Annotated in this window: 28 protein-coding genes and 1 other annotated feature; of the genes, 5 read left to right on the top strand and 23 right to left on the bottom strand. The window is 38.7% G+C overall.

The genetic code is table 11. From position 1 onward, the window contains the following. Positions 1 to 417: 417 nt before the first annotated feature. Positions 418 to 1,002: a uracil-DNA glycosylase family protein gene (locus EL076_RS05255; RefSeq protein WP_003092921.1), complete on the bottom strand. Its 585-nt coding sequence runs from the start codon at positions 1,000 to 1,002 to the stop codon at positions 418 to 420. Between the two features lie 39 nt (positions 1,003 to 1,041). Beyond that, positions 1,042 to 2,448, bottom strand: a complete 1,407-nt coding sequence (pepV, locus tag EL076_RS05260; RefSeq protein WP_003092940.1) for a dipeptidase PepV — start codon at positions 2,446 to 2,448, stop codon at positions 1,042 to 1,044. Between the two features lie 229 nt (positions 2,449 to 2,677). On the opposite strand from pepV, the gene EL076_RS05265 reads away from it, so the two are divergent. Beyond that, on the top strand, positions 2,678 to 2,863 hold the full coding sequence (locus tag EL076_RS05265) for a 4-oxalocrotonate tautomerase (protein ID WP_002950885.1): 186 nt from the start codon (positions 2,678 to 2,680) through the stop codon (positions 2,861 to 2,863). A 70-nt stretch (positions 2,864 to 2,933) separates the two neighbouring features. On the opposite strand, the gene EL076_RS10485 is transcribed toward EL076_RS05265, so the two are convergent. The 7 genes from EL076_RS10485 to EL076_RS05300 all read right to left on the bottom strand — a co-directional run bounded on the left by EL076_RS10485 (position 2,934) and on the right by EL076_RS05300 (position 6,721). Then, complete coding sequence (locus EL076_RS10485) at positions 2,934 to 3,149, bottom strand: hypothetical protein (protein WP_081448749.1); 216 nt, start codon at positions 3,147 to 3,149, stop codon at positions 2,934 to 2,936. Between the two features lie 378 nt (positions 3,150 to 3,527). Continuing rightward, positions 3,528 to 4,001 (bottom strand): GNAT family N-acetyltransferase, encoded by a 474-nt coding sequence (locus tag EL076_RS05275; RefSeq protein WP_003092996.1) that lies wholly within the window; start codon positions 3,999 to 4,001, stop codon positions 3,528 to 3,530. Between the two features lie 43 nt (positions 4,002 to 4,044). After that, positions 4,045 to 4,404 carry a 50S ribosomal protein L20 gene (rplT, locus tag EL076_RS05280; RefSeq protein ID WP_126429537.1) on the bottom strand — a complete coding sequence of 120 codons (360 nt, stop codon included), beginning with the start codon at positions 4,402 to 4,404 and terminating at the stop codon, positions 4,045 to 4,047. 56 nt (positions 4,405 to 4,460) lie between these two features. Beyond that, positions 4,461 to 4,661 carry a 50S ribosomal protein L35 gene (gene rpmI, locus EL076_RS05285; RefSeq protein ID WP_002885093.1) on the bottom strand — a complete coding sequence of 67 codons (201 nt, stop codon included), beginning with the start codon at positions 4,659 to 4,661 and terminating at the stop codon, positions 4,461 to 4,463. A 38-nt stretch (positions 4,662 to 4,699) separates the two neighbouring features. Further along, positions 4,700 to 5,230: a translation initiation factor IF-3 gene (gene infC / locus EL076_RS05290; protein ID WP_002885108.1), complete on the bottom strand. Its 531-nt coding sequence runs from the start codon at positions 5,228 to 5,230 to the stop codon at positions 4,700 to 4,702. A 13-nt stretch (positions 5,231 to 5,243) separates the two neighbouring features. After that, positions 5,244 to 5,366: a sequence feature (ribosomal protein L20 leader region), on the bottom strand. A 23-nt stretch (positions 5,367 to 5,389) separates the two neighbouring features. Next, a complete protein-coding gene (gene cmk, locus EL076_RS05295; RefSeq protein WP_126429539.1) occupies positions 5,390 to 6,070 on the bottom strand; it encodes a (d)CMP kinase in 681 nt (226 codons plus the stop codon). Positions 6,071 to 6,091: 21 nt separating this feature from the next. After that, positions 6,092 to 6,721: an SAG1386/EF1546 family surface-associated protein gene (locus EL076_RS05300; RefSeq protein ID WP_126429541.1), complete on the bottom strand. Its 630-nt coding sequence runs from the start codon at positions 6,719 to 6,721 to the stop codon at positions 6,092 to 6,094. Between the two features lie 45 nt (positions 6,722 to 6,766). On the opposite strand from EL076_RS05300, the gene EL076_RS05305 reads away from it, so the two are divergent. Further along, the gene (locus tag EL076_RS05305; RefSeq protein ID WP_003093080.1) at positions 6,767 to 6,964 is read left to right on the top strand and encodes a ferredoxin; all 198 of its coding nucleotides are present in this window, start codon (positions 6,767 to 6,769) and stop codon (positions 6,962 to 6,964) included. Here the strand turns inward: EL076_RS05305 and EL076_RS05310 are convergent. The 10 genes from EL076_RS05310 to queG all read right to left on the bottom strand — a co-directional run bounded on the left by EL076_RS05310 (position 6,948) and on the right by queG (position 16,630). Continuing rightward, complete coding sequence (locus EL076_RS05310) at positions 6,948 to 7,448, bottom strand: EbsA family protein (RefSeq protein ID WP_126429543.1); 501 nt, start codon at positions 7,446 to 7,448, stop codon at positions 6,948 to 6,950. The two genes, EL076_RS05305 and EL076_RS05310, sit on opposite strands and share 17 nt — an antisense overlap. 56 nt (positions 7,449 to 7,504) lie before the next feature. Next, a complete protein-coding gene (gene pepT / locus EL076_RS05315) occupies positions 7,505 to 8,728 on the bottom strand; it encodes a peptidase T (protein WP_126429545.1) in 1,224 nt (407 codons plus the stop codon). Positions 8,729 to 8,934: 206 nt separating this feature from the next. Further along, on the bottom strand, positions 8,935 to 9,492 hold the full coding sequence (gene lepB / locus EL076_RS05325) for a signal peptidase I (RefSeq protein ID WP_003092871.1): 558 nt from the start codon (positions 9,490 to 9,492) through the stop codon (positions 8,935 to 8,937). Between the two features lie 122 nt (positions 9,493 to 9,614). Then, a complete protein-coding gene (locus EL076_RS05330) occupies positions 9,615 to 10,844 on the bottom strand; it encodes a tetratricopeptide repeat protein (RefSeq protein WP_003092446.1) in 1,230 nt (409 codons plus the stop codon). Then, the gene (locus EL076_RS05335) at positions 10,834 to 12,012 is read right to left on the bottom strand and encodes an AI-2E family transporter (RefSeq protein WP_064519699.1); all 1,179 of its coding nucleotides are present in this window, start codon (positions 12,010 to 12,012) and stop codon (positions 10,834 to 10,836) included. The genes EL076_RS05330 and EL076_RS05335 overlap by 11 nt, the downstream gene beginning before the upstream one ends. A gap of 9 nt (positions 12,013 to 12,021) precedes the next feature. Continuing rightward, complete coding sequence (locus EL076_RS05340; RefSeq protein WP_003093051.1) at positions 12,022 to 12,504, bottom strand: NUDIX hydrolase; 483 nt, start codon at positions 12,502 to 12,504, stop codon at positions 12,022 to 12,024. 155 nt (positions 12,505 to 12,659) lie between these two features. Further along, on the bottom strand, positions 12,660 to 13,589 hold the full coding sequence (gene ftsX / locus EL076_RS05345; protein WP_003092823.1) for a permease-like cell division protein FtsX: 930 nt from the start codon (positions 13,587 to 13,589) through the stop codon (positions 12,660 to 12,662). After that, positions 13,582 to 14,274: a cell division ATP-binding protein FtsE gene (gene ftsE, locus EL076_RS05350; protein ID WP_003092794.1), complete on the bottom strand. Its 693-nt coding sequence runs from the start codon at positions 14,272 to 14,274 to the stop codon at positions 13,582 to 13,584. The genes ftsX and ftsE overlap by 8 nt, the downstream gene beginning before the upstream one ends. Positions 14,275 to 14,360: 86 nt before the next feature. Continuing rightward, positions 14,361 to 15,459 (bottom strand): peptide chain release factor 2 gene (gene prfB / locus EL076_RS05355; protein WP_117648635.1). Its coding sequence is split into 2 segments (ribosomal slippage): positions 14,361 to 15,386 and positions 15,388 to 15,459, totalling 1,098 coding nucleotides; the frame shifts between segments, so codons are not numbered across the junction. 52 nt (positions 15,460 to 15,511) lie between these two features. Then, a complete protein-coding gene (gene queG, locus EL076_RS05360) occupies positions 15,512 to 16,630 on the bottom strand; it encodes a tRNA epoxyqueuosine(34) reductase QueG (RefSeq protein WP_064519705.1) in 1,119 nt (372 codons plus the stop codon). A gap of 93 nt (positions 16,631 to 16,723) precedes the next feature. On the opposite strand from queG, the gene EL076_RS05365 reads away from it, so the two are divergent. Beyond that, on the top strand, positions 16,724 to 17,581 hold the full coding sequence (locus EL076_RS05365) for a metallophosphoesterase (protein ID WP_126429547.1): 858 nt from the start codon (positions 16,724 to 16,726) through the stop codon (positions 17,579 to 17,581). A gap of 25 nt (positions 17,582 to 17,606) precedes the next feature. Here the strand turns inward: EL076_RS05365 and EL076_RS05370 are convergent, their stop codons facing one another. From EL076_RS05370 to EL076_RS05385, 4 genes are all read right to left on the bottom strand, one after another. Beyond that, positions 17,607 to 18,353, bottom strand: coding sequence for an NADPH-dependent oxidoreductase (locus EL076_RS05370; protein ID WP_126429549.1), 747 nt, complete (start codon positions 18,351 to 18,353; stop codon positions 17,607 to 17,609). Positions 18,354 to 18,462: 109 nt separating this feature from the next. Further along, the gene (locus EL076_RS05375; protein ID WP_126429551.1) at positions 18,463 to 21,147 is read right to left on the bottom strand and encodes a cation-translocating P-type ATPase; all 2,685 of its coding nucleotides are present in this window, start codon (positions 21,145 to 21,147) and stop codon (positions 18,463 to 18,465) included. Between the two features lie 252 nt (positions 21,148 to 21,399). After that, positions 21,400 to 21,786 (bottom strand): DUF1934 domain-containing protein, encoded by a 387-nt coding sequence (locus tag EL076_RS05380; RefSeq protein WP_126429553.1) that lies wholly within the window; start codon positions 21,784 to 21,786, stop codon positions 21,400 to 21,402. A 74-nt stretch (positions 21,787 to 21,860) separates the two neighbouring features. Continuing rightward, positions 21,861 to 22,724 (bottom strand): GNAT family N-acetyltransferase, encoded by an 864-nt coding sequence (locus EL076_RS05385; RefSeq protein ID WP_126429555.1) that lies wholly within the window; start codon positions 22,722 to 22,724, stop codon positions 21,861 to 21,863. 178 nt (positions 22,725 to 22,902) lie between these two features. Between EL076_RS05385 and yidA the strand changes: the two genes are divergently transcribed. Together yidA and EL076_RS05395 are read left to right on the top strand one after the other, a co-directional pair. Continuing rightward, positions 22,903 to 23,712 carry a sugar-phosphatase gene (gene yidA / locus EL076_RS05390; protein ID WP_003092782.1) on the top strand — a complete coding sequence of 270 codons (810 nt, stop codon included), beginning with the start codon at positions 22,903 to 22,905 and terminating at the stop codon, positions 23,710 to 23,712. Between the two features lies 1 nt (position 23,713). Beyond that, complete coding sequence (locus EL076_RS05395; protein WP_064519711.1) at positions 23,714 to 24,928, top strand: aminoacyltransferase; 1,215 nt, start codon at positions 23,714 to 23,716, stop codon at positions 24,926 to 24,928. Positions 24,929 to 24,968: the final 40 nt, after the last annotated feature.

The raw sequence follows: 24,968 nt of genomic DNA on the forward strand, positions 1-24,968 counted from the left end.
GAAAAGGCTATCAAAAACTTTAAAACAATAAAACTAGACCCTAAAATTAGAATCTAGTTTGGACGGAGAAATAATATAATAGCACCACTTAGTCTTCTTTACGACATTTGAAGAATTCTACGAAAGCTGAAAAAAATCATTGCGCTGTTGTAAAATGAAGTGCAACAGGGCAATTTCTTTAGTCTAAAAAATAGTTATTTTAATTTTATATGTTGCTCTTATTGAAATTAAAATTATATTGCAATTAATGCGTTTGGTATTGAAGTTTTTATTAATTATATTTTTCAAATAATTTTGTTAGAAGATCAAAAAAAGCCCCAAAGGGCCAAAATCTTTACAATATTTGGGTATGCTCTGATAGTTGCTTCATTGATTTGAAACAATACCTAGTGACAATCCAAGTTCAGATATCTGAATTCATTGACTCAAGATTTTTTGAACCAATGCTTTTAAATCTGGAACCACTTCTTTCATAAACCATGGATTTTTCGCTTGCCAGATATTATTTCGTGGTGACGGATGCACTAAAGGAAAATAGTCTGGAAGATAATCTTTGTAATGCTTAACTGTATCTGTTAACTTAGCTGATGACTTTTGATGCAAATAGTAACGCTGAGCATAGTTTCCTACTAGTATGGTTAATTGAATATTTGGAGCTAAATCTAAAACTCTCTCATGCCATTTATCTGCAAAACCTTTGCGAGGCGGTAAATCTCCCGATTTTCCGTGACCCGGGAAATAAAAATCCATTGGTACAATGGCAAACATACCCGATTCATAAAAATCTTCTCTCGAAACACCCATCCAATCCCGTAGATTATCCCCACTAGGATCATTCCAATAAAGCCCAGACTCTTGAGCACGGATACCAGGAGCTTGTCCGACGATATTAATCCGTGCCGTTTTTGGAATACTAAACAAGGGTTTGATACCTTGTTCAGTATAAGTTTTATTTTGTTCATCATCCATAATTGCTTGTGTCAATTCTTCAAGTGTTTCCATATTTTCCTCCAAAAAAAGAGACAAAATGTCTCTTCTTTTTTATTTGACCAACTCATAGATAGCTTCTGCATAAATAGCAGCTGCACGGTACAAGTCCTCAACTTCAGTAAACTCATTTGCTTGATGCATGGTATTGACATACCCTGGGAACATAGCACCATAAGCAACACCACGTTTAAGCAGACGCCCAAAGGTTCCGCCACCAATGATTTGTTCATGACCTTTAAGGCCTGTCTGTTTCTCATAAACAGAAAGAAGTGTCTGTACCATAGGATCACTAACTGGTACATAGTGCGGTACGTGACCATGTTCTGAGAGACTGACTGCCTTAGGCTCTTCAAGTTTTTCAAGACAAGTCTTAATATCATCCGTATCAACCCCTTGAGGGTAGCGGAAATTCAAAGCAATTGTATTATCTTCAGATTCCTTGTTGAAGGTAAAGACACCGGCATTCATAGTTAACTCACCCATTTTAGAATCTGTATAGGCAAGACCTGTCTTTTCAGCAAAGAAATCTTGATGAAGTGTTTCAGCAACTAAATTCAAATAAGTCTTAGCATTAGCCTGAAAATCAAATTGGCTAAGGAAGAGTGCTAAGTATGTTGCCCCATTGATACCATTTTGAGGCATCATACCATGAGCTGATTTCCCATGAATAGTCACATGGAAAGCACCTGCTTCTTCAGTCACTTGACCAGTTACTTCTTGATCAGCAACAAAGTCATTAAGTTTAGACTCAAGTTCCTGTAAAGTGATAGGTGCCGTAAACTCTGCACTTGCAGATTCAGGAACCATATTTTCACGCATGCCACCATTAAAGCTTACGAGGCTAAAGTCACCATCGTTTTGTCCTTCAAAATGAAGATAGGCAGTAATATTTCCTTTTTCCCCATTGATAATTGGAAATTCTGCATCAGGAGAAAAACCAAAATCAGGATCTTTCAATCCATTATGAGCGAAGTAATAATCCATATCACCCCAACCAGATTCTTCATCTGTACCAACAATAAAGCGAACGCGCTTAGATACTGGAAGCTCAAGCTCTTTGATAATTTTCAAGGCATAATAACAAGCCATTGTGGGCCCTTTATCATCTGATGAACCACGAGCATAAAGCTTTCCTTCTTTGATGACTGGCTCATAAGGATCAGTGTCCCATCCGCTACCCGCTGGAACCACATCCAAGTGTGCAAAGATACCCAATACCTCATCTCCTTGACCAAATTCAAAGTCACCAGCGTAATTATCAATATTACGAGTTTTATAACCATCACGTTCAGCTAAAGCAAGAAAATGTTCCAAAGCTTTTACTGGTCCAGGACCAAATGGGTGCTTTTCATCAACCTTACTGTCATCACGTTCTGAATTAATACGCAAAAGACCAAAAAGGTCCTCCATCAAAGCTTCTTTACGTTTATCAACTTCGGCGCGAAAATCAATTGTCATAATTTACTCCTTACTGTCTTTAGTTAGCACTATTTTACCATTTTTAGTAAGAGTTTTCATCTCTTTGAATATACCAAATTAAAAAGGAAAATAGTTTTCTAAGATCACAAGACACCTACCTCTTTCAAAATAATTCATAGTCTAGCATTATTTCAAGAATTTCTAAAAACTTTAGAATATTCTCTTAATTCATGCTATAATAGGACTATCAAAACTAAGGAGATGCATTATGCCATTTGTAAAAATTGATCTCTTTGAAGGTCGTTCAGAAGAACAAAAGATTGAACTTGCTCGCGAAGTTACTGAGGTTGTATCACGTGTTGCAAAAGCCCCTAAGGAAGCTATCCATGTTTTCATTAACGATATGCCAGAAGGGACTTACTACCCACACGGTGAAATGAAAAAGAAAAACTAATCATCAAAAAGCAGTCACATCTGTGACTGCTTTTTGATATAAAATCTGGAGTCTAACTTCAGTTCACAACTTAAATAATAGTTGGTAATTCGTCATCGTCGTCAAAATTCTCAACGACTCCTTCACCAGGCAAAGGTTTTTGTAGTTTTCCCAAGATAAAACGTGAGATTGGACCAACCACTAGAAAATTAAGTGGTAAAGCCATGATAACATTTGTCAACCAAGCACGACCATAGGATAATAGCGTCACCAAATGACTGTTGTAAACTAATCCATAGAATGACATAAAGGTTACCATGAATAGCGCCATGGTTCCAGAAATCACTAAAATCTTTGCCCATCGTTTATCATGGGCTTTTACTTTATGTAAAATCGCAAATGCTATTGTCTTGGCTAGTGGTCCCACCAAAAGCATATCCAGTAAGAAAGCAACTACAAATCCAGGAAGATAACCTTGGAAAAAGTGACCCCAAACAAAGGGAACTACTCCAGTCCAATCAAGGATGAGAAGATTCCATAGACCATCATTCCACACATCAAAAACGTAAAAAGCAAAGCTTCTTTAAAATTACGAGGCATTAAAATTCTCCATTTCTAAAAGTTCTCTTTCAGCATATCAAAAATTTTTTCTCCTCGTAAGTTAAATTTCTCTCATGAAAACGTATTATTTTAGGATACTTTCCATTTCTGTATATCTCGGTTTCATACCTAAACGTTCGTAAAAACGTACAGCTCCCTCATTATCATTCCATACGTGAAGTGTCAGATTATAACAACCTAACTCCTTAGCATAGTCCAAGGCAAATTGATAAAGCTTCTCCCCTAATTTTTGACCTCGAGCCTCCTTATCAACGCATAAATCATCAATAAAAAGAGTCTTAACAGCCTTTAGTGGACCATTATTATCAGATACTTCTTTAATCATTAAGAACAGATGACCCAAGATACGCCCATCTTTCGCCTCATAAACAAAAATAGGTTTATTTGGATCATTAATCACTGCTTCTAACTCTACATCTGTAAATTTACTGCCTTCTGACTTAAAAACATCAGGACGTGCGTGATGATGAACTAGAAGAATCTGCCCCAATAACTCCTGTAATCTTGGGATATCTTCTGCTCTTGCTAAACGAATCATAATTACCTCCATAAAAAAAGATGGGTAAAACCCATCTTAATTCTTATTTACCAAGTTTTGCTTTAGCTGCATCTGCAAGAGATGTGAAAGCTGCTGCATCGTTAACTGCCAAATCAGCAAGCATTTTACGGTTAACTTCGATTTCAGCCAATTTCAAACCGTGCATCAATTGTGAGTATGACAAACCGTTCAAACGAGCTGCCGCATTGATACGTGTAATCCAAAGCTTACGGAAATCACGTTTCTTTTGACGACGGTCACGGTATGCATAGTAGTAAGAATTCATTACTTGTTCTTTTGCAGTACGGAACAAGATGTGTTTTGCACCATAGTAACCTTTAGCAAGTTTCAATACACGTTTACGACGTTTGCGTGATACAACGCCACCTTTAACACGAGCCATTTATATATTCCTCCGAATTAGTTCTAGTTTAGTTAATTTGTAATGCTTGTAGCGGATTAACGCATTTGTGAAAGCATTGATTTGATACGTTTAAAGTCACCTGAATGTACCATTGACGCTTTACGAAGGTGACGACGTTGTTTTTTAGTTTTACCGTGGAAACGGTGAGATGTGAAGGCACGGAAGCGTTTCAATCCACCTGAACCTGTACGTTTGAAACGTTTAGCTGATGCGCGGTGTGTTTTTTGTTTTGGCATTTTAAAATTCTCCTCTTAAAATAGTGTTAGTTTGACAATTATTTTTTGTCAGGAATTGGTGCAAGTTGCATGAACATTTGACGTCCATCCATCTTCGCTCTTTGCTCAATAATCGCAATATCTTGCGTTTTTTCAGCAAATTCCGCCAATACCTTAGCTCCGATTTCTTTATGAGTAATCATACGACCTTTGAATCGGATAGAAACTTTAACCTTGTTTCCTTTTTCAAGGAATTTACGGCCGTTACGAAGTTTTGTTTCAAAGTCACCTTTATCGATGACTGGGCTCAAACGAACTTCCTTAACGGTAACAACGCTTTGTTTCTTACGTTGTTCTTTTTGTTTCTTTTGATACTCAAATTTGAACTTACCATAGTCCATAATCTTAGCAACAGGTGGCGTAGCTTGTGGTTGGATAAGAACCAAGTCAACATTTGCATCATCTGCAATAGCTTGTGCTTCTGACAATGGTTTAATTCCCAATTGTTCACCATCAAGACCAACAAGACGAACTTCACGAACGCGAATTTCATCATTAATGAATAGATCTTTCTTAGCTATGATCTTCACCTCTTTATTTTTTTAGAGAAAAACAAAGCGGACTTGATATACAAGCCCGCACACATAATATCCCTTTAAGGATTTGACATGTTGGGCCAGACAACCTAAGTCGCAAGGCGAGAAGTTCTCACTTCTGCTTTTCTCATTGTTAATAGTATAACAAGTGAGTCATCCTTTGTCAATAATTTTTTTTGCTTTTTCTTGAATAAATTCCACAACACCCTCAATTGACACTCCTGTAGTGTCAAAAGTGATGGCATCTTCCGCTGGTTTAAGAGGTGATACCTTACGATGACTATCTTTATAGTCACGTTCAGCAATTTCTTTTTTTAAAGTCTCAAGGTCAGCAGGAATACCTTTTTCGATATTTTCCTTATAACGGCGTTCCGCACGTTCATCAACTGAAGCAATCAAGAAGATTTTGAGTTCTGCATCAGGCAAAACCACAGTCCCAATATCACGACCATCCATGATAATAGCACCATCTTGAGCAATACGTTGTTGTTGCGCAACCAGTTCTTGGCGCACTTCAGGAATGGCTGCTACCCAAGAAACATTATTTGTGACTTGGTTATCACGAATGGGGTGTGTAATATCAACATCACCAACATAAACCTGCTGGCTACCATCTGCTGCTTTTCCAAATGAAATCGGATGTTGAGATAGTTGCTCCAAAATTTCTGGTACATTTTCCTCAGTCAAACCATTCTGCAAGGCCAAATAAGTTGCAGATCGGTACATAGCACCTGTATCAAGATAAGTATAGCCAAGATTTTTTGCAATAATCTTGGCTACTGTACTTTTTCCACTTGACGCAGGACCATCAATAGCAATTCTAATATCTTTCATGATGTTCCTTTGCTTTTAAAATTATTGAACATTAACGACATCACCTGGGTTAGCATACCAGTAACCACTTGTCATGTGATCAGGGTTAAGACGTTCCAACTCATCTACAGAGATACCTGCACGTGCAGCGATTGAACCGGCACCTTCACCAGATTGAACAACGATTGATGAACCGTCGGTTGCTGCTGCCGCACTTGATGGTGTTGTTTCAGCTGAGCCAGTTGCATAGTCTTTTTCAACATGTTTAGAAGAGCTTGATGCTTTCGTTGATGAAGATTTCTCTTTAGTAGATTTCTCACTATCTTCACCCTTACCTGAATCTTTTTCGCTTGATGAAGATTTAACAACTTTGCTAGTTGAAGTTGAAGAGAAACCTGAAGATTCCTTAGACGCTGCAGTTTTGCTTCCTCCAACATTTGATGTGTAGAAAACAAAGAACAAAATACATACAACAATAATAAAGAATAAGCCAAGCAAGACTGTCAAGAATGACGAATTGATGAAGCCACCTTTTTCTTGCTTCTCATCTGAAGGAGTGTTCTCCTCTTCTTCAAAATCCTCAAACTCATCTTCGTCATCTAGAAAATCAGCATCAACTACTTCTTCCAACTCTTCTTCAGAAACCTTATCTTTCCATGGTTTTTTACTCATGATTTTCTCCTTGTAAAAACAATAAATCTATTTTAAAATAATACTATGAAAGTATCATTAATTCCAGAAAAATGTATCGCTTGTGGTTTGTGCCAAACCTACTCTCCTGTCTTTGATTATGATGACGAAGGAATCGTTAGGTTTAAAGATAGCGACCAACTTATTAGAACGATTGAAAATAGTCCCGAAACTTTGACAGCTGTCAAATCTTGTCCTACTAAAGCCCTTATTTGCGAAGTTTAATCTTGAGGGCTTTTTTTGATTCCTCATAAAAGGCAAAATAATCAAAATTAGTCATATAATCCATTAGTTCTACCTCACCTTTGAAATCAGGATGAAGTGCTAAAGCATCTAAGAAATATTTCTTAGGCCACTTTCTCATATAAAACTGACGTTTCTTTCCATTTTTAAAAATGAGGCACAAGCCGGTTTTGACAACTTCCACTTTTTCAATATCACTAATCTGTACCTTACGCGGTTTAAAAATATTGAAAGAAACAATACGCAGTATTCCATAATCTTCAATAATAAAGTAACGATGGAACCCTAGACCAAATAAAGCAACAAAAATAGTGAAAAGCATCAAAATATGTGAGGGCACCGAGTACAACTCGAACAGAAGGGCGGCTGCAATAAAGATTGGCGTGATGGCTAAAGACCAATAAATGATAAGCCAAGATAATTCAGGTTGCCAATGGTAACGATACTTGCCGAAAATTTTAATCATCTCAGCACCTCCATTACTTCTAATTCTACCATAAAATCAGTTTTTAGCAAGCACAATTAGGGATTACTGACAATTCCAAGAATAACATCTACAGCTTTTTCCATTGTTTGTAAAGAAACGTACTCATAACGACCATGCATATTTTCACCACCTGCAAAAAGGTTTGGCGTCGGAATTCCCATGAAAGATATCTTTGAACCATCAGTTCCACCACGAATTGGCTCAATGACTGGAACAATTCCTAGGTCCTCCATAACCTCCTTAGCCAACTCAACAGGCATCATATCTTTTTCAATGACTTGACGCATGTTATAATATTGATCTTTGATCACCAAATCAACTCGCGTTTGACCGTAGGCTTGATTCATTTTATCGGCAATTTCTTGGAAAGTTGCTTTTCGATTTTCAAAAGACTCTGTCTCAAAATCACGAATGATATATGATGAATTTGCTTCTTCAACAGTACCTGTCATTGTTTGAAGATGGTTGAAACCTTGATAACCATCCGTCAACTCTGGACGATCTTCTGCGGGCAACTGATTATGAAAATCAATTGCCAATTGCAAAGCATTGACCATCTGACCTTTTGCTGTTCCAGGGTGGACATTACGGCCATAAAAGGTCAGCTCTGCACCCGCGGCAGAGAAGGTTTCATACTGTAATTCACCCAATGGACCACCGTCAACAGTGTATGCAAAATCGACATCAAAATCATCAACATCAAATTTATCTGCGCCAATTCCAATTTCTTCATCAGGACCAAAGCCTACACGAATCTCACAATGCTTGATTTCAGGATGTGCCTTCAAATGAGCCAATGCTGTCATAATCTCAGCAATACCAGATTTATCATCAGCTCCAAGAAGAGTGGTGCCATCTGTCGTAATAAGTGTATGACCGATGTAATTCTGGAGATTTGGAAAATCAGTTGGATTTAGGTTGTAACCTGAGGTCCCAAGAGGAATAATGCCTCCATCATAGGATTCAATAACTTGGGGTGATACTCCTTCTGCATTAAAATCTGCAGTATCCATATGAGAGATGAAACCAATCTTACGTGTTAATTGGTCATCGTTAGCCGGCAGGGTTGCCACTAGGTAACCATTACTTTCCAAATAATGGACGTTACTTAAACCAAGCTCTTCCAATTCTGGTTTTAGAATATTCAAAGCAAAATCTACCTGGCTTTGTGTTGTCGGCGTCCTTGTTGCATTTTCATCACTGCGTGTATTTATTTTGACATAGCGTAGAAAACGTTCTAAGAGTAAATCGTAGGCCATAAGTACTCCTTTTATTGTATTTACTATTTATCTCAATTATAGCATAAAAACCCATCATATTGATGGGTTGACCGTATGACTGAAACTTTAGTTTCTTTTTCGTAATAAGCCTTAGTCCCCATCACAATTGCATTTGCTAAAGACAATATCACTAAAAAAGCTAGAAACTTATCAAAAGTTCCTAGCTTTTTAGTAGTATTGAAATATTAATCGACATCAACGAAACCAAAACGTGATAGAGGATACAATCTGAAAGAGATAACACCTTTAATTTGGTCCTTTTCAATAAGACCAAACTTACGACTATCATCTGTATTACGACGGTTATCGTTCAACACAAGGTATTGACCTTTTTCAATCTTAGTTTGTTTATTATCTGTCAATGTTGCAATGGAAAAATCATCAGTAAAGAAATTCCCAGGTGACACTGTCGCCAAATAAGCTGATTTATCTTTGCTAATATAGGCTTCGTCAACTGACTTATCATTGATATAAAGGAAATCATCCATAGCTGTCACGCTCTTGCCCTCATCAGCAATAACACGGCCGATATATTCCTTACCATTAACCGTATACAAGATAAAGTCCTTATTATGCGGTTCAACATTTTTATTGAAAGTAACATAATCACCTGCATGAATATAGTCATTTGCCTGACCTTCGGTTACACGGTGTGTTGATAACACAAAAGCTCTTAACAATAAAATCACTACAATGGCAAGAACTGCTATGATAATATTTCGAATTAAATCTCTCTTAACCATATTTACTCCTTATGGGTTCTAATAAAATCATAACATAAATAGACAAATAAAAAAAGAGGAGGTTGAGTAAGATTCGCACTCCCCTCCTTCTATTTAAACCACCAATTAAAACATTTTAAAGCTTAGTAATCTTCAAGAAACGTTTGCATATTGACATCGTCTGGCACCAAGGCAAGGTATTTTTCTGCTGTTACACGCGCCTGGTCTCTGTAACCAAATTCTCTTAGAATATATGCATAATCCTGTAAGAATTCAGGATTATCAGCCAAATCTTTAGACAAATCTTGATAAATTTGAAAAGCTTCTTCTTCATCATCAAGTGCTTGATAGGCTCTGGCGATATTCCAACGAGCCAAAACAGAATCAACCTCGTAATCAGCTAAAGCTACCAGGTCCTCGTAACGTTCTTCTTCCAAATAGAGAGTACTTAAACGTAAGACAATCTCATCCTGGTCCTCAGCCAATGGCAAGGCTTGCTTCAAATAAGATTCAGCAGATTGAGTATCATGCAACTCGTAGGATAACTGTGACGCTAACAAAAGTAATTGAACATCAAAGGCATTTTTTGAAATTCCTTGTTGTGCCATACGTAAGGCTTCTTCGGTTTTATGTTCTGCATGTAACGACAAAGCGTAAACATACTCATAACCTTCGAAGTCTGCAGACATGGTTTCTATCTGCTTAAAGTAAAAATTAGCTTTTTGATACTCTTCTTGATCATAGAGCAAAGTGGCTAATTCAAAAGCAGTGGTATCATCGTACTCAATTTCAATAGCTTTTTCCAAAAATTCACGAGCAGCTTCAAACTTTCCAAGACTGGCATAAGCCTTACCAATGCGTTCATAAGTAGAAACCCCAGTCATTGCCAGGAGGTCACGATTATCCAATTTAGCATAGTATTGAATAGCTTGTTCAAAATTTCCAAGTTCAAATTCCATCTCAGCCAAACCAAAAATAATCAATGAATCATCTGATAATTGACTTGCCTCCAACAACTTATCACGTGCCACATCAGTTAAACCCTCCATTTGATAGATGTCTGCCTTTACAATTAAAGCGGACAAATAGTCGTCAGAGTCTTCAGGTATGGCATCCAAATAAAGAAAGGCCTCTTCAATATCGCCATCTTCGGCTACAATTTGTGCTAGATTGACATTAACCTCTGGAAAATCAAAACGAACTTTTTCGTAAATTTCCTGTGCCTGTGGTAAGAAACCAATAGACTCTAAGTATTGGCCCAACTCAACAAGAACCTCTGCAGGGTCTTCTCGTAAAGCTTTTTTAAAATATTTGTCAGCGTGGTCTAAATCTTGGTTTCCGATAGAGGCAACCATTTTTTCACTATTTAACATCGTCTTTTTGTCCTTCATTTTCTAGATCATCTTGATAAAGATTACTTACAGAACGGTACCAATCAAAAATCTCTCTAACAACAACCTTGACAGAGGCATAGATTGGAATCCCTAATAGGACACCCCACACACCGTACAGAGATCCTGCTGTCAAGAGAATAAACATAATGGTGATAGGGTGAATGCTTAGTTTATTTCCCAAAACAAGTGGAGAAACAAAACGTCCTTCAATAGTTTGCTCGATAACAAAAATGATGAGGACCTTGATTAGCATAGCAGGGCCTTGAACCAATCCCATAATAACAACGGGTACCATAGCTAGAAAGCTTCCAAGATAGGGAATCATATTTAGAAATCCTGCTAAAATACCAAAAGTCATTCCATAACGAAGCCCAACAATCTTGAACATGATACAGAACATAATTGCCACGACAATTGCTACTGTCACTTGACCTTGAACATAACCTTCGAGCTGACTATTGATATCTGAAAGCATACGGACAGTCGTTTTACGAAAACGTGTCGGTAAAGCTGAGACAAAGCTATGTTTCATCTTTTGACTATCTCTTAAGAGATAAAAAAGAATGAATGGTGTCAAAATGATAGCAACTGTTACTCTTGCTACTGTGCTAGCAAAGGTCCCAATCCAAGTCAGAGCTGAAGTAGAAAAGTGCTCGGCATAGTTGACCATTCTCGCTGAAAAATCACTGAGCACAGCCTCTAAATCTCCATGAAAATTGGAAAGAATAGGAAGTTTCAACCAACGTTCCGTTTCACTGTTTGCCCGAGCAATGTATGATGGTGCATTTCTAATCAAAATCAAAATTTGATCTTGTAAGTTAGGAATAGCCGTCGAAATTCCCCAAACTAGGAGTAAGGCAAGAATAGCATAGATAAGCAAGATAGACATGGTCCGATTTAAACCAGTTTTTTCGACTAATAGCACCAAAGGTTTTATCAGATAATAAAGGAGCATGGAAATAACCAGCGGCAACATAATAATGGTCAGAAATTGAATAACTGGTGAAAAAATTGGACTAATTTTGGTAAAAATCAAGACCGTCAAACCAATCAAGAGTAAGATTAGAAAGGCCATTACCACCTGATTATTCAAAATCCACATAAAAAACCATGTTTGTGAAAATTTTTCTGTCTTTTTACGGCTCATAGTTTCTCCTTATTTATCATAAAAAGTTACAGTTTTATCTACCAAGTTCTGGTTAGAATCATAAACAAATTTTGCAGAGAAGAAAGGTCTATCTTCAAGAATCCACTTAAAAATCTCATAGTCACCTTCCCAGGTTGGCTTCGTTAAAACCTGATCATATGGCACCCATTCAAGTGTCCCTTCGCGAGATTCCTCATCAGAAATGAGTTCTCCTTCAAAATCAGTCACCTTAAAGACATAGGTATACCAATCGTGGCCCGGAGTAAATTCAGGGAAGGTAATCATACCTTTGAAGTTCATCTCAGTTACTGTAAAATGGGTTTCCTCGAAAATTTCACGACGAGCACATTCGTCAGGTGTCTCTCCAGCTTCTAGTTTTCCCCCGACAGAAATCCACTTTCCTTCATGAACATCATTAGGCTTTTTATTACGATGTAGGAGCAAAAGCTCCTTTCCATTGTCAATATAACAAATGGTAGCTAACTTTGTCATAATGCATCTCTTTTCCAATGTTTTTTAAATATTATACCAAATATAGTCTTTGATTTGGGCTTTGAGCATAACCATTTTCAGATAAAGCTGAAATCTCTGCTCCTGAATCTCTTGACAAGCAAAAAGAGAACCAGAACGGTTCTCCTTTAATTGCATTAATACTTCAAATAACGGCGCATTGCCATACGTGACCCAATCGAACCGATAATGATACCGACTGCAAAGAGAGTTCCGATAACTGCATAGACAAACCACTCTGGATCATACATCGAAATACCACCTTTAACGAAATCAGGGTTCAAAGATGAGTATACCATATGATACAAAAGGTAAATGAGGCCAGAAGGAATGATAGCACCAAGTGCTCCAATCCAAGCACCTTCCATCAAGTAGGGACGACGAATGTATGAATTCTTAGCACCTACCAAACGCATGATTTGAATTTCAGTCGCACGTGACATAATGGTAATACGGATGGTATTTGAAATCAATAGGACAGCCACAATAGTTAAGAGAGCTGTGGCAATGATTCCCCAAAATTGAACACGTTTCATAGTAGACATCAGAATTTCGGTATCGGAACCACCAAAGTTAGCGTTATCAACACCCTGAATGGCTTTTGCTTCCTTGGCAACACGACTGACATCATCTGGTGATTTCGTTTGGACGATGTAAACATCTGAAAGAGGGTTGGCATCTCCAGTAGCTGTCTCGAAACTTGAACCCATTGTTTCAATCAGTTGTTTCTTTTGTTCTTCTTTGCTAGAGAAGGTAACCTTATCTACACCTTTGATTTTGGTCAAAGCATCATAAATCTTATGGTAGTCTTTATTAGCAACAATCTGTCCAGAAAGTTCCTTGACTGTTTTCGAAGCATCTGATGAATCTGGATCCAAGTAGACATTGACCTGAATATTCTTTTCAATATCTGAAGCCAATTTCTGCGTATTTAAAATAACAGAGCCAAAGACACCTAAAAGTGAAAGAACAATCATTACCGAAAATACTGCGGTAAGTGTCGACAATAGATTACGTTTGAGATTCTTAATCGATTCTCCTAAATGGCGGAAAAAGCGTCTAATCATGGTAACCGTACTCTCCTTCCTCTTCATCACGAACAATACGTCCTTCCTCAATCGCTAAAACACGATGACGAAGGTTATTAACGATAGTTGAGTTATGGGTTGCCATTATAATGGTAGTCCCTTGCAAGTTGATACGTTCAAGTACCTGCATAATTTCCCAAGAAATTTCTGGGTCCAAGTTCCCTGTTGGTTCATCCGCAATCAAAACTTTTGGATTATTTACAATAGCACGTGCAATAGCGACACGCTGTTGCTCACCACCAGACAATTGATTTGGGAATGAACGCATCTTGTGTTTAAGACCAACCAACTCGAGTACTTCTGCCACTCGTTTCTTGATATGACGAGGTTTCTCACCAATAACTTCCATGGCATAAGCAACATTTTCAAAAGCTGTTTTCTTGGGAAGAAGTTTATAATCCTGGAAAACAACCCCAATAGAACGTCGCAAGAGTGGTACATCTTTCTTACGAAGACGGGTTAAATCAAACTCCCCAACCTTCATAGAACCACTCGTTAATTTTTCTTCTTGGTAGAACAAGCGAATTAAACTTGATTTACCAGCACCAGAAGGGCCGACTAAGTAAACAAACTCCCCTGAGTTGACAGATAAATCAATATGTCTTAGAGCTGTTGTTGACTTATCATACTTCTTAGTAACATCTTTTAATTCAATAAGAGCCATAATGTCAGTATTCAACTACTAAATTAGTTGAAGCCTTCCTTTCATTGAGATAGAGTATCTTAATACATAAAACAAGTATATTATTACTATTCTTCCATGCGCCACTTGAGGTAGGCATCGATGAAGCCTTCAATATCCCCATCCATTACCTTATCAACCTGGGCAACTTCGTAGCCTGTACGGTGATCTTTAACCATGGTATATGGCGTGAAAACGTATGAGCGAATTTGACTTCCCCAAGTGATTTCTTTCTTATCACCTTTCAAAGCATTAACTTCTTCTGCTTTCTTTTCTTGCTCCATTTGATAAAGCTTAGCTTGAAGCATCTTCATAGCACGGTCACGGTTTCCGTATTGTGTACGGTCAACCGTAGAAGCTACAACAATACCTGTTGGAATGTGAGTCAAACGCACACCGGTAGAAACCTTATTGACGTTCTGACCACCTGCACCACCTGAGCGGAAAGTATCCATCTTGATATCATCATCACGGATTTCAACTTCAATGGTATCATCTAATTCAGGCATGACTTCCACTGATGTAAATGAGGTATGACGACGTTTGGCAGAGTCAAATGGTGAGATACGAACCAAACGGTGGACACCCATTTCTGACTTAAGGAAACCATAAGCATTAGGTCCTTCAAAAGCAAGGGTTACAGATTTGATTCCAGCTTCATCACCCGCCTGATAATCCAAAGTCTCAACTTTGAAACCTTTGGCATTTCCATAACGCTGGTACATCCGGAGTAACATATCTGCCCAGTCTTGAGCCTCTGTCCCACCAGATCCTGGGTGAATTTCAAGAATGGCATTATTATGGTCATATGGCTCAGACAGGAGCAGCGTCATCTCGTAACTTGTCATAATCTTATCAAGTTTTTCGAGAGTTTCTTCGAGTTCCTCTTGAATGCTATCATCTTCTTCCAACATTTCCAAATAAAGCTCTGTCTCGTCAGAGAGTTCTTGCATATTGTTGAAAGTTTCGTACTTCATTTTGAGCTCATTTAACTCTTGTGAAGTCTTTTGAGCTGCAATATTATCATTCCAAAAATCTGGCTCAGTCATTCGGTTTTCAAGGAGCGCAATGTCCTCTTCCAAACGATCTAAGTCAAAGAGACCTCCCGAAGCTCACGAGCTTCTCTTGATTTTCAGAGATTTTTTGGCGAATTTCTGCCACTTCCATGGATAGGTTTCCTCCATTTTATAGTATTATGCTTAATTCTAGCATAAATCACTTAAATTTGCCATTTTGCACACACAAGCTCCCACTCTGCTTGGGCGTCTTCATCTTTAAGTGAAAGATTGCTCATATAGTCTAACATGGCCTCATCAGGCTTCTTAACAATCTCACCGAGAGCCCAAATGGCAGTCGCCGTATGGATGGGATTATTATTCTTATCAATTATCTCCATCAGTTTGACAATAGCATTGCGATCATGTAGGTTGGCCAAGGCAATAATAGCATTACGCTGAAGAATATTTTTCCCGCGCCATGAACCGGCAATCATCCCAAATTTCTCCTTGAAGGATTTGTTGGTCAGCTCGAGAAAAGGAAGTAATTCAGGCATGGCAAGCTCAGGATCAATATCTGAAGCCAAGGGATTGTCGATACCTCTGTTATATGGACAGGAAATCTGACAAATGTCGCAACCATAGATAACAGTCTTGATTTTCTTTCGAAACTCCATATCCATCATACCTTTATCCTGTGTTTGGAAGGATAGGCAACGACGAGCATTCATAGTCCCATCGCCAATGAGACAAGATGTCGGACAGGCATCCAGACAACGACGGCAATCCCCACAACCATAGTCAACTTCTTGATCTGGTTCAATCTCTAGATTAGTGATAAGCTCGCCAAGATACATGTAGGACCCGTATTCTTTCGAGATAACTAGTCCATTTTTCCCTATGAAACCAATACCAGCTCGCTTGGCCACTGCTGTATCGACCAGAGCTCCAGTGTCCACCATACCTTTATATTCGAAGTTTTCCGTCAGTTTTTCAATGCCTTCTGCCAGACGCTTCAATTTATCCTGCAAGACATAGTGATAATCTATACCCCATGAATTTGGAGTGATTTTGCCACGCTTATATTCTGTTTTTGGGGGTTGTTGTGGCAGCTTATGCGGATAGGCAACTGCAATGGAAATGATGGTTTTAGCTGATTCCAAGGTCAACTTAGGATAAATACGCTCTTCAATATTTTTATGTTCAAAGCCTGTCGTTCGCCCTTCTTCAACACCAAGTCGAAGGGATTTTTCCAGATAGGCGAAATCATCAGCGGTTGTAAAACCAATTTTTGAAATGCCAATTTCCTTGGCCATCTTTTGTATCTCTAACTTGATATCCATATTCTTATCATAATGAAATTGTAGTCTAAGGGCAAGTATTTTCCACCATCTTCATTTACAGACAAGCCTTAACCTTTTTGTTACAATGTTTCTATGACGAGACTTGCAGTAATGAGTGATTTACATATTGATATAAATCACTTTGAAACATATGAAATTGATACTCTTATAAAGTGCCTAAAAAATCAAGAGGTTAGCCATCTCCATATCGCTGGTGATATTTCTAACCATTTTTTTATCGATACGAAACCTTTTCTACGGAAACTTTCTAAGGAGGTCAAGGTCACCTATAATTTAGGCAATCATGATATGCTTGATTTAGAGGATGACCTTATTGATAATCTGGATTTTCAGGTGACAAATTTAGGTAGTAAGACATTATTGGCTTTTCATGGGTGGTATGACTATTCCTATTCAGATGAAACGTTAGATAAGATTCTTAAACGTAAGAAACAACTTTGGTTCGACCGTCGACTTATGCGTTTAGGTACTGATCCGGAAATCTGTCAAAGGAGTCTCAAGAAGCTAGATAATATTCTAAATGATTTAGACACGAATAACCTTATAGTTGCCATGCATTGTGTTCCTCACAGTCGCTTTACCATGACGCATGAACGTTTTGCACCGTTTAATGCCTACTTAGGCTCGGAAGAATTCCACCAGATTTTCGTCAAGCATGGCGTTAAAGATGCTGTTTTTGGTCATGCCCACCGCAGTTATGGGACGGTAACTATTGACGGTATAACCTATCACTCACGACCTCTTGGATACCGACGAGAATGGGATTTAACCATCGACTTTGTTTCCAATCACCCTGAACTCAATCCTACTGGAACGTGGAACCTCTCCAAACGTTATAATCTGGTCAAGAAACGACCAGAGTTTTTAGAGTATGAAAAAAAGGAACTAGCAAATGAGTTCCTTTCATCTATGACACTGTTCAATTTATAGAACGGCTCTCATGAGAGTCGTTTTTTTAGTCGGTGAAAAATCCCTGCTTTTGAAGGTCCTTCAAAGTATTCGCACGATTGGCAACGGATTTATCCATAGTCTTTGCAATCTGAGTCGTAAATTCGTCAACCCTATTATTAAGATCGCGAAGGTCATAATACTCATGAACTTCAGCATCGTAATCTTTTAACTCCTCCAAGGGATTTTCTAAATCCTGATAATAATTTTCCATATGGATGACGTGACGTGGCAAACGAGGTTTAAGCTGTGGTTCCTGATCTGGCCAACCAACTGCTAAGCCCACTGCTGGATAGACATACTTGGGAAGTTTGAGAAGCTCTGAAAGTTTGGCATTATCATTTAAGATACTCCCCAAATAAACTGTTCCCATACCTAAACTTTCTGCAGCCACAACCATATTTTGAGCAGCAATCATAGCATCTGAAAAAGCAGAAATAAAGCGTTCGGGGCTACCTTGTACCAAAGCCTTGGCTCCCTTAGCTTCTGCAATCAGGGTATTACGTCTTTGGTCCACAACAAATACAAATAGGTGCCCAGCATTTGGAATATAAGGCTGATTGGCAATTTCAGCAATTTCTTCCTTCAATTTTTGATCAGTAATACTGATAATCGAATAGGATTGTCTAAAATTACTTGTTGATGTATGTCTGGCAACATCAACAAGGAGGTTAACCTCTTCTTGTGTCAAAGTCACAGGTTTAAACTGACGAATACTGCGGTGATTGAGTTGTGTCTTAATGGTTTCGTTCATAGCCTTCTCCTTAACTTATGATTAGTTCCTTTCAATTATAAACAAGACCCCTCCTGAATTCAAGATGTGATAAGAAAAAGCCAGAGACCATTATCTCTGACTTTATGTCTTAAATAGCGTCTTTATCCTTACCAAGGGCACGTTGAATAGCTTTGACTAATTCAACCGAAACCACAATCAAGAATGAACCTACAATAACAGCAAGCCATTGTGTAAGACTAAGGTGTGATACATGAAAAAGGTTATTAAATCCAGGAACTACGATAGTTGCCATCAAAAGAACAAAGGCTACTGGAATTGCCCAGTTGAAAGTCTTGTTTCTAAAGAGACCAACTTTAAAGACTGATTGATAAACAGATTTAACGTTAAAGGCATGGAGCAACTGGATTAATCCAAGGGTAGCAAAGGCCATTGTAAGGGCATCCGCATGAATTTCTGCTTGCGTATGATGCTCTGGAAAGGCAAGACCCCAACCATATACTGCCAGAACAAGGATAGTTTGGAAAACACCTTGATACATAATCGCTTCGAAGACACCACCATCAAAGAAGTTTGATTGGCGACCACGAGGTTTGTGAGTCATAATACCTGGTTCAGCTGGTTCAACCCCAAGAGCGATGGCTGGAAGGGTATCAGTTACTAAGTTAATCCAGAGAAGATGCACCGGTTGAAGCACATCCCATCCAAATAATGTAGCAAAGAAGATAATAAAGACTTCGGCCATGTTGGCTGACAAAAGGTATTGGATTGATTTTTGAATATTTGAGAAGACCTTACGTCCTTCTTCTACTGCAACGATGATTGTCGCAAAATTATCATCGGCAAGAACCATATCTGAAGCTCCCTTAGAAACCTCTGTACCTGTAATTCCCATACCGATACCGATATCAGCTGTCTTAAGTGAAGGCGCATCATTAACCCCATCACCTGTCATGGCAACAACCTTGCCCTCATTTTGCCACGCCTTAACAATACGAACCTTGTGTTCAGGAGACACACGCGCATAAACAGAGTACTGTTTGAAGACTTTTTGGAACTCTTCATCAGAAAGCTCATTAAGCTCAGCTCCAGTAAAGACATGATCTTCCGTATCATTTGGATCAATGATACCGAGACGCTTAGCGATTGCTTCCGCTGTATCTTGGTGATCACCTGTAATCATAATTGGACGGATTCCCGCTTCTTTAGCGACACGAACAGCTTCTGCTGCTTCAGGACGTTCTGGGTCAATCATCCCTACCAAACCAGAGAAAATCAAATCAGATTCAACAACTTCAGATTCCAAAGTAGGAATTTCACTCGTTGTCTTATAAGCCATCATCAAGACACGGAGAGCTTGTTTGGCCAAGTCTTTATTAGTTGCAAGGATAGCTTTCTTGTCTTCATCCGTGATAGAACGAACCTCACCATTGATTTCAATTTGAGTCACACGTTTGAGCAATTGGTCAGGTGCACCTTTAACAGCTACAAAGTATGTGCCATCTGCTTCTTTATGAATAGTAGACATGAGCTTACGGTCAGAGTCAAATGGCAATTCTGCCACACGAGGCTCTGATTTCAAGACGTCGCGAACATCAAAATTGTGATCCAAACCAAACTGTACAAGGGCTGTTTCGGTTGGGTCCCCGATTAATTTACCATCTGGATCCACCTTCGTATCATTAGCAAAGTTCATAATACGAAGGGTCGTATTGTCAGCACTAAGTTCTGTATCAGCGTTTTGCAATTGACCGTTTGTATAGACTTTTTCAACAGTCATCTGGTTCATGGTTAAGGTACCAGTCTTATCAGATGCGATAATTTCTGTTGAACCAAGGGTTTCAACGGCTGGCAATTTACGAACAATTGAATTGCGTTTGGCAAGAGTCGTTGTTCCAAGTGACAGGAGAATCGTTACAATGGCAGGCAAACCTTCAGGAATGGCTGCAACGGCAAGCGCAACGGCAACCATCAAGCCTTCAAGAGGCTGTTCACCACGAATGAAGACACTAACCAAGAATGTCACCAAGGCAATAGCGACAATCAGATAAGTCAAGGTCTTAGACAATTGCTCCAAGCTTTGTTTCAATGGTGTTTGTGATTCGTCCGCATTAGCCAGCATATCTGCAATCTTACCAACCTCAGTATACATACCAGTATTGGTTACAACTCCAGTACCACGACCATAAGTAACGTTAGAGTTTTGGTAACCCATATTCACACGGTCACCAATACCTGCATCAGCTGCAACCGTTTCAGTAATATCCTTTTCAACTGGAACGGATTCACCTGTAAGGGCTGCTTCTTCAATCTTAAGTGAGGCAGCTTCGAGCAAGCGCATATCCGCAGGAACAACATCACCTGCTTCAAGCAAGACGATGTCTCCAGGAACCAATTCACGTGAATCAATTTCAACGACATGGCCATCACGGCGCACACGAGCCCTAGGACTAGACATGTTTTTGAGAGCTTCAATAGCCGCTTCTGCTTGTCCTTCTTGATACACACCAAAGGCAGCATTCAAAACAACAACGGCTAAAATAATGCAGGCATCCGTCAAACCATGAATACCTTCTGTAATAACAGAAAGGGCGGCAGCGACAAGCAAGATGATGATCATCAAATCTTTAAACTGATCAATGAATTTTGACAAGAGGCTGCGTTTTTCACCTTCATCCAACTCGTTATAGCCATAGGCATCTAAACGTTCCTTGGCTTGTGCAGTGGACAAACCATCAACAGAAGTGTCCAAGTTTTTTAGGACTTCTTCCTCTCCTTGTGTGTAAAACAAGGCTTTATTTTGTTCTTTAGACAAAATAATTTCCTCCTTCTCTATAGGTAAAAATGGCTAACAAGACTCTTTTTATATAAAAAGAGACTTGTTTAATTAAAAACAAGTCTCGCTGTTTAAGAATATGCCGGAAATGTGAAATTTCGTAATGACGACATAATCGCAACTGTTAATCAAATCTCATGATTACAGTCACCTGCTACTCCCTTATTTGTACTAAATATTTTATCATAAATTATTCTTTATTCAAGCAAAATGATTCTATTTTTTCAAAAATTAAAACCAAGAAACTTCTAATTCATAATCAGCAAAAACATCTTCTGTTTCTGGATGCTTCAACTGATAATGAACATCAAGTGTTTGTCCATTTGGATCATGGGCAAATAGACTAGTATCTGTCAGAAAATGCTGGGTGCCAAGCGGTGTCGGAATGTGAACTAAGGCAGGTACTTTAGCAGAAAAACGCATAATGGATTTAGGATTAGAAAAGCGTGTCATCACCAGCTCTTCCTTGTTCAACTTAATAACCACTTTTTCTTTCTCGGAATTATGGTGAACAAGATAGGTATAATCTCCTTTTTCCATAACTTCACAAGTGTGGATTTCTTCGATAATTTCCGTTTGATCGCCTACTTTAATTTTATTTTTTATTTTGATTTTCATTAATTACTCCTTTTGTTACTATACCTATTTTGGCAACTCTAATGCGATACTGACAGCAATCTCCAAAAAAGTCATTAAATCTGTTTCAAGTAAACCACTTGGGTTTGTTTGACAAAGCCAATTTTTTCATACAAACGTTTTGCTCCAATATTGTCATCTTCCACTGCGATTTGGAAGGACTTGTCATTTTGTGCAATGAGTTGATTTACGACTGATTTAGCCAGATAGCTACCATATCCTTTGCCACGATAGGCTTCTACTACAGCAAGCCCATAGAGGTAGTTACTATTCCCAGATAAATCAACCGTACAAACTCCAATAACCTGACCTTCTTTGAGGAGGATGTAAAGCAGGCTACTCGAATCTTTTAAGGCCTCAGCAATATATCTGTGGGGCACCTCAAGAGTTTCTTCCGCATCAGAAAAGGCTTGGTGGTGAAGTTGAGTAATTTCTTCAAGATAAGAGGGTTCTGCTAAGAGCACCTTAACATCTGAACGGGACTCCAAAACATATGGTGTCCTATCTCGCCCTAGCCAGGTTTCCGTTTCTTCATTCTCAATCAAACCCCAATGACTTGCCAAATCAGGATGACCATCTAGAAAAACACGCTCCGTCTGAAAGGTCACTGAGCGAATAGGGTAAGATGCCGTTTCTTCTTTAAAACTCTTAAACAAGGCACGTGCAATGCCCTTACGACGATGATTGGGATGAACTAGGATACTTAGTTCAACATCCTCATCATCCGCATAGACCGTTAATAAGCCAAGCAACTCTTCCTCTTGATAATAGAGGAAAAAAGCCGGCATATTGGGATCAAAATTAAACATATTGGAGAGATAAGGTTCTCGAAAGGTTTGATCATGGGCTTGGCAGCTGGCAATCAATACTTTTGCTTCCTTACGTTCTTTATCGGTCAGTTGGTTGGTAAATCGAATCACTCTTGTCTCTCCTTTATTAGTCTGACCTTATTTTACCAATTAAAAAGCATTTGAGCAATTCTCACCTAATCTACTTCTTTAAAGAGACAATAATACTTTTATCAGGAAGAACTATGACAAAGCACCTAAATTTTAGTAAAATAGAAGGGAAACTAACTAAACGAAACAGGTAATTATTATGTCTATTAAACTTATTGCTGTTGATATTGATGGAACGCTTCTAAATAGCCAACGTCAAGTTACACCGGAAGTCTTTCAAGCGATTCAAGATGCTAAAGCCGCTGGTGTAAAGGTTGTTATTGCGACTGGTCGCCCTATTCCAGGAGTACTTCCACTTCTTGAAGAGCTTAACCTCAACCAAGACGGAGACTATGTTATCACTTTTAATGGTGGTCTTGTCCAAGAGACTTCTACTGGTAATGAATTGATTCGTGAGACCCTTTCATATGAAGACTATCTTGATATTGAAGTTTTGGCTAACAAACTTGGTGTTCATTCACATGCTATTACTAAAGATGGTATCTACACAAGTAATCGAAATATTGGACGTTACACCGTTCATGAGTCTACACTTGTTCATATGCCAATTTACTATCGTACACCTGAAGAGGTAGCTGACAAGGAATTCGTTAAGGCCATGTATATCGATGAACCTGAAATTCTTGATGCAGCCATTGCCAAACTTCCACAGGAATTTTATGACCGCTTTACCATTGTAAAATCAACACCATTTTATCTAGAAATTCTCAAGAAAACAGCCAACAAAGGTATCGCTGTAACCCATCTTGCTGAAAAACTCGGTCTTTCGAAAGAAGAAACAATGGCTATCGGTGATGAAGAAAATGACCGTGCTATGCTTGAAGTCGTTGGCTCTCCTGTTGTTATGAAAAATGGAAATCCAGAAATCAAGAAAATCGCCAAACACATCACAAAATCAAATGATGAATCTGGTGTCGCTTACGCTATTAGAAAGTGGGTGCTAGACTAATATGTATACCTATAAAACTGGTCTCAGTACTTCCGAGCATGACCGCTTTGTGATTGATAGTCCTCAAACCAACTTATTACAAAGTAGCTCATGGGCAAAAATCAAGGATAGTTGGGGCAATGACCGCCTAGGTTTCTATCAAGATGGTAATCTCGTTGCTGTCGCTAGTGTCCTTATTCAGCCACTTCCTCTTGGCTTTTCTATGATTTATATTCCTCGTGGGCCTATTATGGACTATCAAAATAAAGAGTTGCTCGCCTTTGTTATAGCTTCACTAAAAAAATATGCCAAAACAAAGCGTGCCCTCTTTGTGAAATTTGACCCAAGTCTCTTCGTGACTAAAAGCTTGATTTCACAAGAAGCTGAAATCCGTAAAGAGACTATGGCAATTGCCAAATACATCCAAGCTCTTGGCGTTGAATGGACAGGCCTCACTGAAGATATGGCTGAAAATATCCAACCTCGCTTCCAGGCTAATATCCATAAGGAAGATTTCACTGAAGAACAACTCTCTAAAAGTACCAAGCAGGCTGTTCGTACTGCTCGAAACAAGGGGATTTCAGTCCAATTTGGTGGTACTGAACTTCTTGAACAATTCGCATCTTTGATGAAGAAGACAGAGGCCCGTAAGAACATCCACCTTCGTGGCATTGACTATTATGAAAAGTTGTTGACGACTTACCCAGAGTCGTCATACATTACACTCTCGACACTAGACTTGCCAGCTCGTCTCAAAGATCTTAATAAACAACTGGAAAAGAACATCGCTGATGCAGCCAAGTTCACTGAAAAAACTAAACCAGGAAAAATCGAGAACAATAAGCAAGAGCACAAAAGACTTAAAGAAGAGATTGACTTTCTTCAAGAAAAGGTTGATGCTGGAAATAAGACTGTCCCACTTTCAGGTACATTAGTTCTTGAATTTGGCAAGACGTCTGAGAATATCTATGCAGGAATGGATGAAGACTACCGCCGTTATCAACCGGCTATTCTGACCTGGTATGAAACAGCTAATCACGCCTTTGAGCGTGGTTCCGAATGGCAAAATATGGGGGGAATTGAAAATTCACTTGATGGTGGTTTGTATAATTTCAAGTCTAAATTTAACCCACGTATTGAACAATTCATTGGGGAATTCAACCTTCCAGTTAGCCCTCTTTACGGACTAGCCAATTTTGCCTATAAACTCCGTAAGAAATTACGTAGCAAACATTAATGGATAGTATTTAAAATGAGACTTCCTTTTGGGAGCCTCA

This window comes from Streptococcus vestibularis (genome assembly GCF_900636445.1).
GTDB lineage: Bacteria > Bacillota > Bacilli > Lactobacillales > Streptococcaceae > Streptococcus > Streptococcus vestibularis.

Coding starts and splice junctions, on each gene's coding strand:
- EL076_RS05255 (WP_003092921.1), bottom strand. CDS start 1,002: ATGGAAACACTTGAAGAATTGACACAAGCAATTATGGATGATGAACAA.
- pepV (WP_003092940.1), bottom strand. CDS start 2,448: ATGACAATTGATTTTCGCGCCGAAGTTGATAAACGTAAAGAAGCTTTG.
- EL076_RS05265 (WP_002950885.1), top strand. CDS start 2,678: ATGCCATTTGTAAAAATTGATCTCTTTGAAGGTCGTTCAGAAGAACAA.
- EL076_RS10485 (WP_081448749.1), bottom strand. CDS start 3,149: ATGTCATTCTATGGATTAGTTTACAACAGTCATTTGGTGACGCTATTA.
- EL076_RS05275 (WP_003092996.1), bottom strand. CDS start 4,001: ATGATTCGTTTAGCAAGAGCAGAAGATATCCCAAGATTACAGGAGTTA.
- rplT (WP_126429537.1), bottom strand. CDS start 4,404: ATGGCTCGTGTTAAAGGTGGCGTTGTATCACGCAAACGTCGTAAACGT.
- rpmI (WP_002885093.1), bottom strand. CDS start 4,661: ATGCCAAAACAAAAAACACACCGCGCATCAGCTAAACGTTTCAAACGT.
- cmk (WP_126429539.1), bottom strand. CDS start 6,070: ATGAAAGATATTAGAATTGCTATTGATGGTCCTGCGTCAAGTGGAAAA.
- EL076_RS05300 (WP_126429541.1), bottom strand. CDS start 6,721: ATGAGTAAAAAACCATGGAAAGATAAGGTTTCTGAAGAAGAGTTGGAA.
- EL076_RS05305 (WP_003093080.1), top strand. CDS start 6,767: ATGAAAGTATCATTAATTCCAGAAAAATGTATCGCTTGTGGTTTGTGC.
- EL076_RS05310 (WP_126429543.1), bottom strand. CDS start 7,448: ATGATTAAAATTTTCGGCAAGTATCGTTACCATTGGCAACCTGAATTA.
- pepT (WP_126429545.1), bottom strand. CDS start 8,728: ATGGCCTACGATTTACTCTTAGAACGTTTTCTACGCTATGTCAAAATA.
- lepB (WP_003092871.1), bottom strand. CDS start 9,492: ATGGTTAAGAGAGATTTAATTCGAAATATTATCATAGCAGTTCTTGCC.
- EL076_RS05330 (WP_003092446.1), bottom strand. CDS start 10,844: ATGTTAAATAGTGAAAAAATGGTTGCCTCTATCGGAAACCAAGATTTA.
- EL076_RS05335 (WP_064519699.1), bottom strand. CDS start 12,012: ATGAGCCGTAAAAAGACAGAAAAATTTTCACAAACATGGTTTTTTATG.
- EL076_RS05340 (WP_003093051.1), bottom strand. CDS start 12,504: ATGACAAAGTTAGCTACCATTTGTTATATTGACAATGGAAAGGAGCTT.
- ftsX (WP_003092823.1), bottom strand. CDS start 13,589: ATGATTAGACGCTTTTTCCGCCATTTAGGAGAATCGATTAAGAATCTC.
- ftsE (WP_003092794.1), bottom strand. CDS start 14,274: ATGGCTCTTATTGAATTAAAAGATGTTACTAAGAAGTATGATAAGTCA.
- queG (WP_064519705.1), bottom strand. CDS start 16,630: ATGGATATCAAGTTAGAGATACAAAAGATGGCCAAGGAAATTGGCATT.
- EL076_RS05365 (WP_126429547.1), top strand. CDS start 16,724: ATGACGAGACTTGCAGTAATGAGTGATTTACATATTGATATAAATCAC.
- EL076_RS05370 (WP_126429549.1), bottom strand. CDS start 18,353: ATGAACGAAACCATTAAGACACAACTCAATCACCGCAGTATTCGTCAG.
- EL076_RS05380 (WP_126429553.1), bottom strand. CDS start 21,786: ATGAAAATCAAAATAAAAAATAAAATTAAAGTAGGCGATCAAACGGAA.
- yidA (WP_003092782.1), top strand. CDS start 22,903: ATGTCTATTAAACTTATTGCTGTTGATATTGATGGAACGCTTCTAAAT.
- EL076_RS05395 (WP_064519711.1), top strand. CDS start 23,714: ATGTATACCTATAAAACTGGTCTCAGTACTTCCGAGCATGACCGCTTT.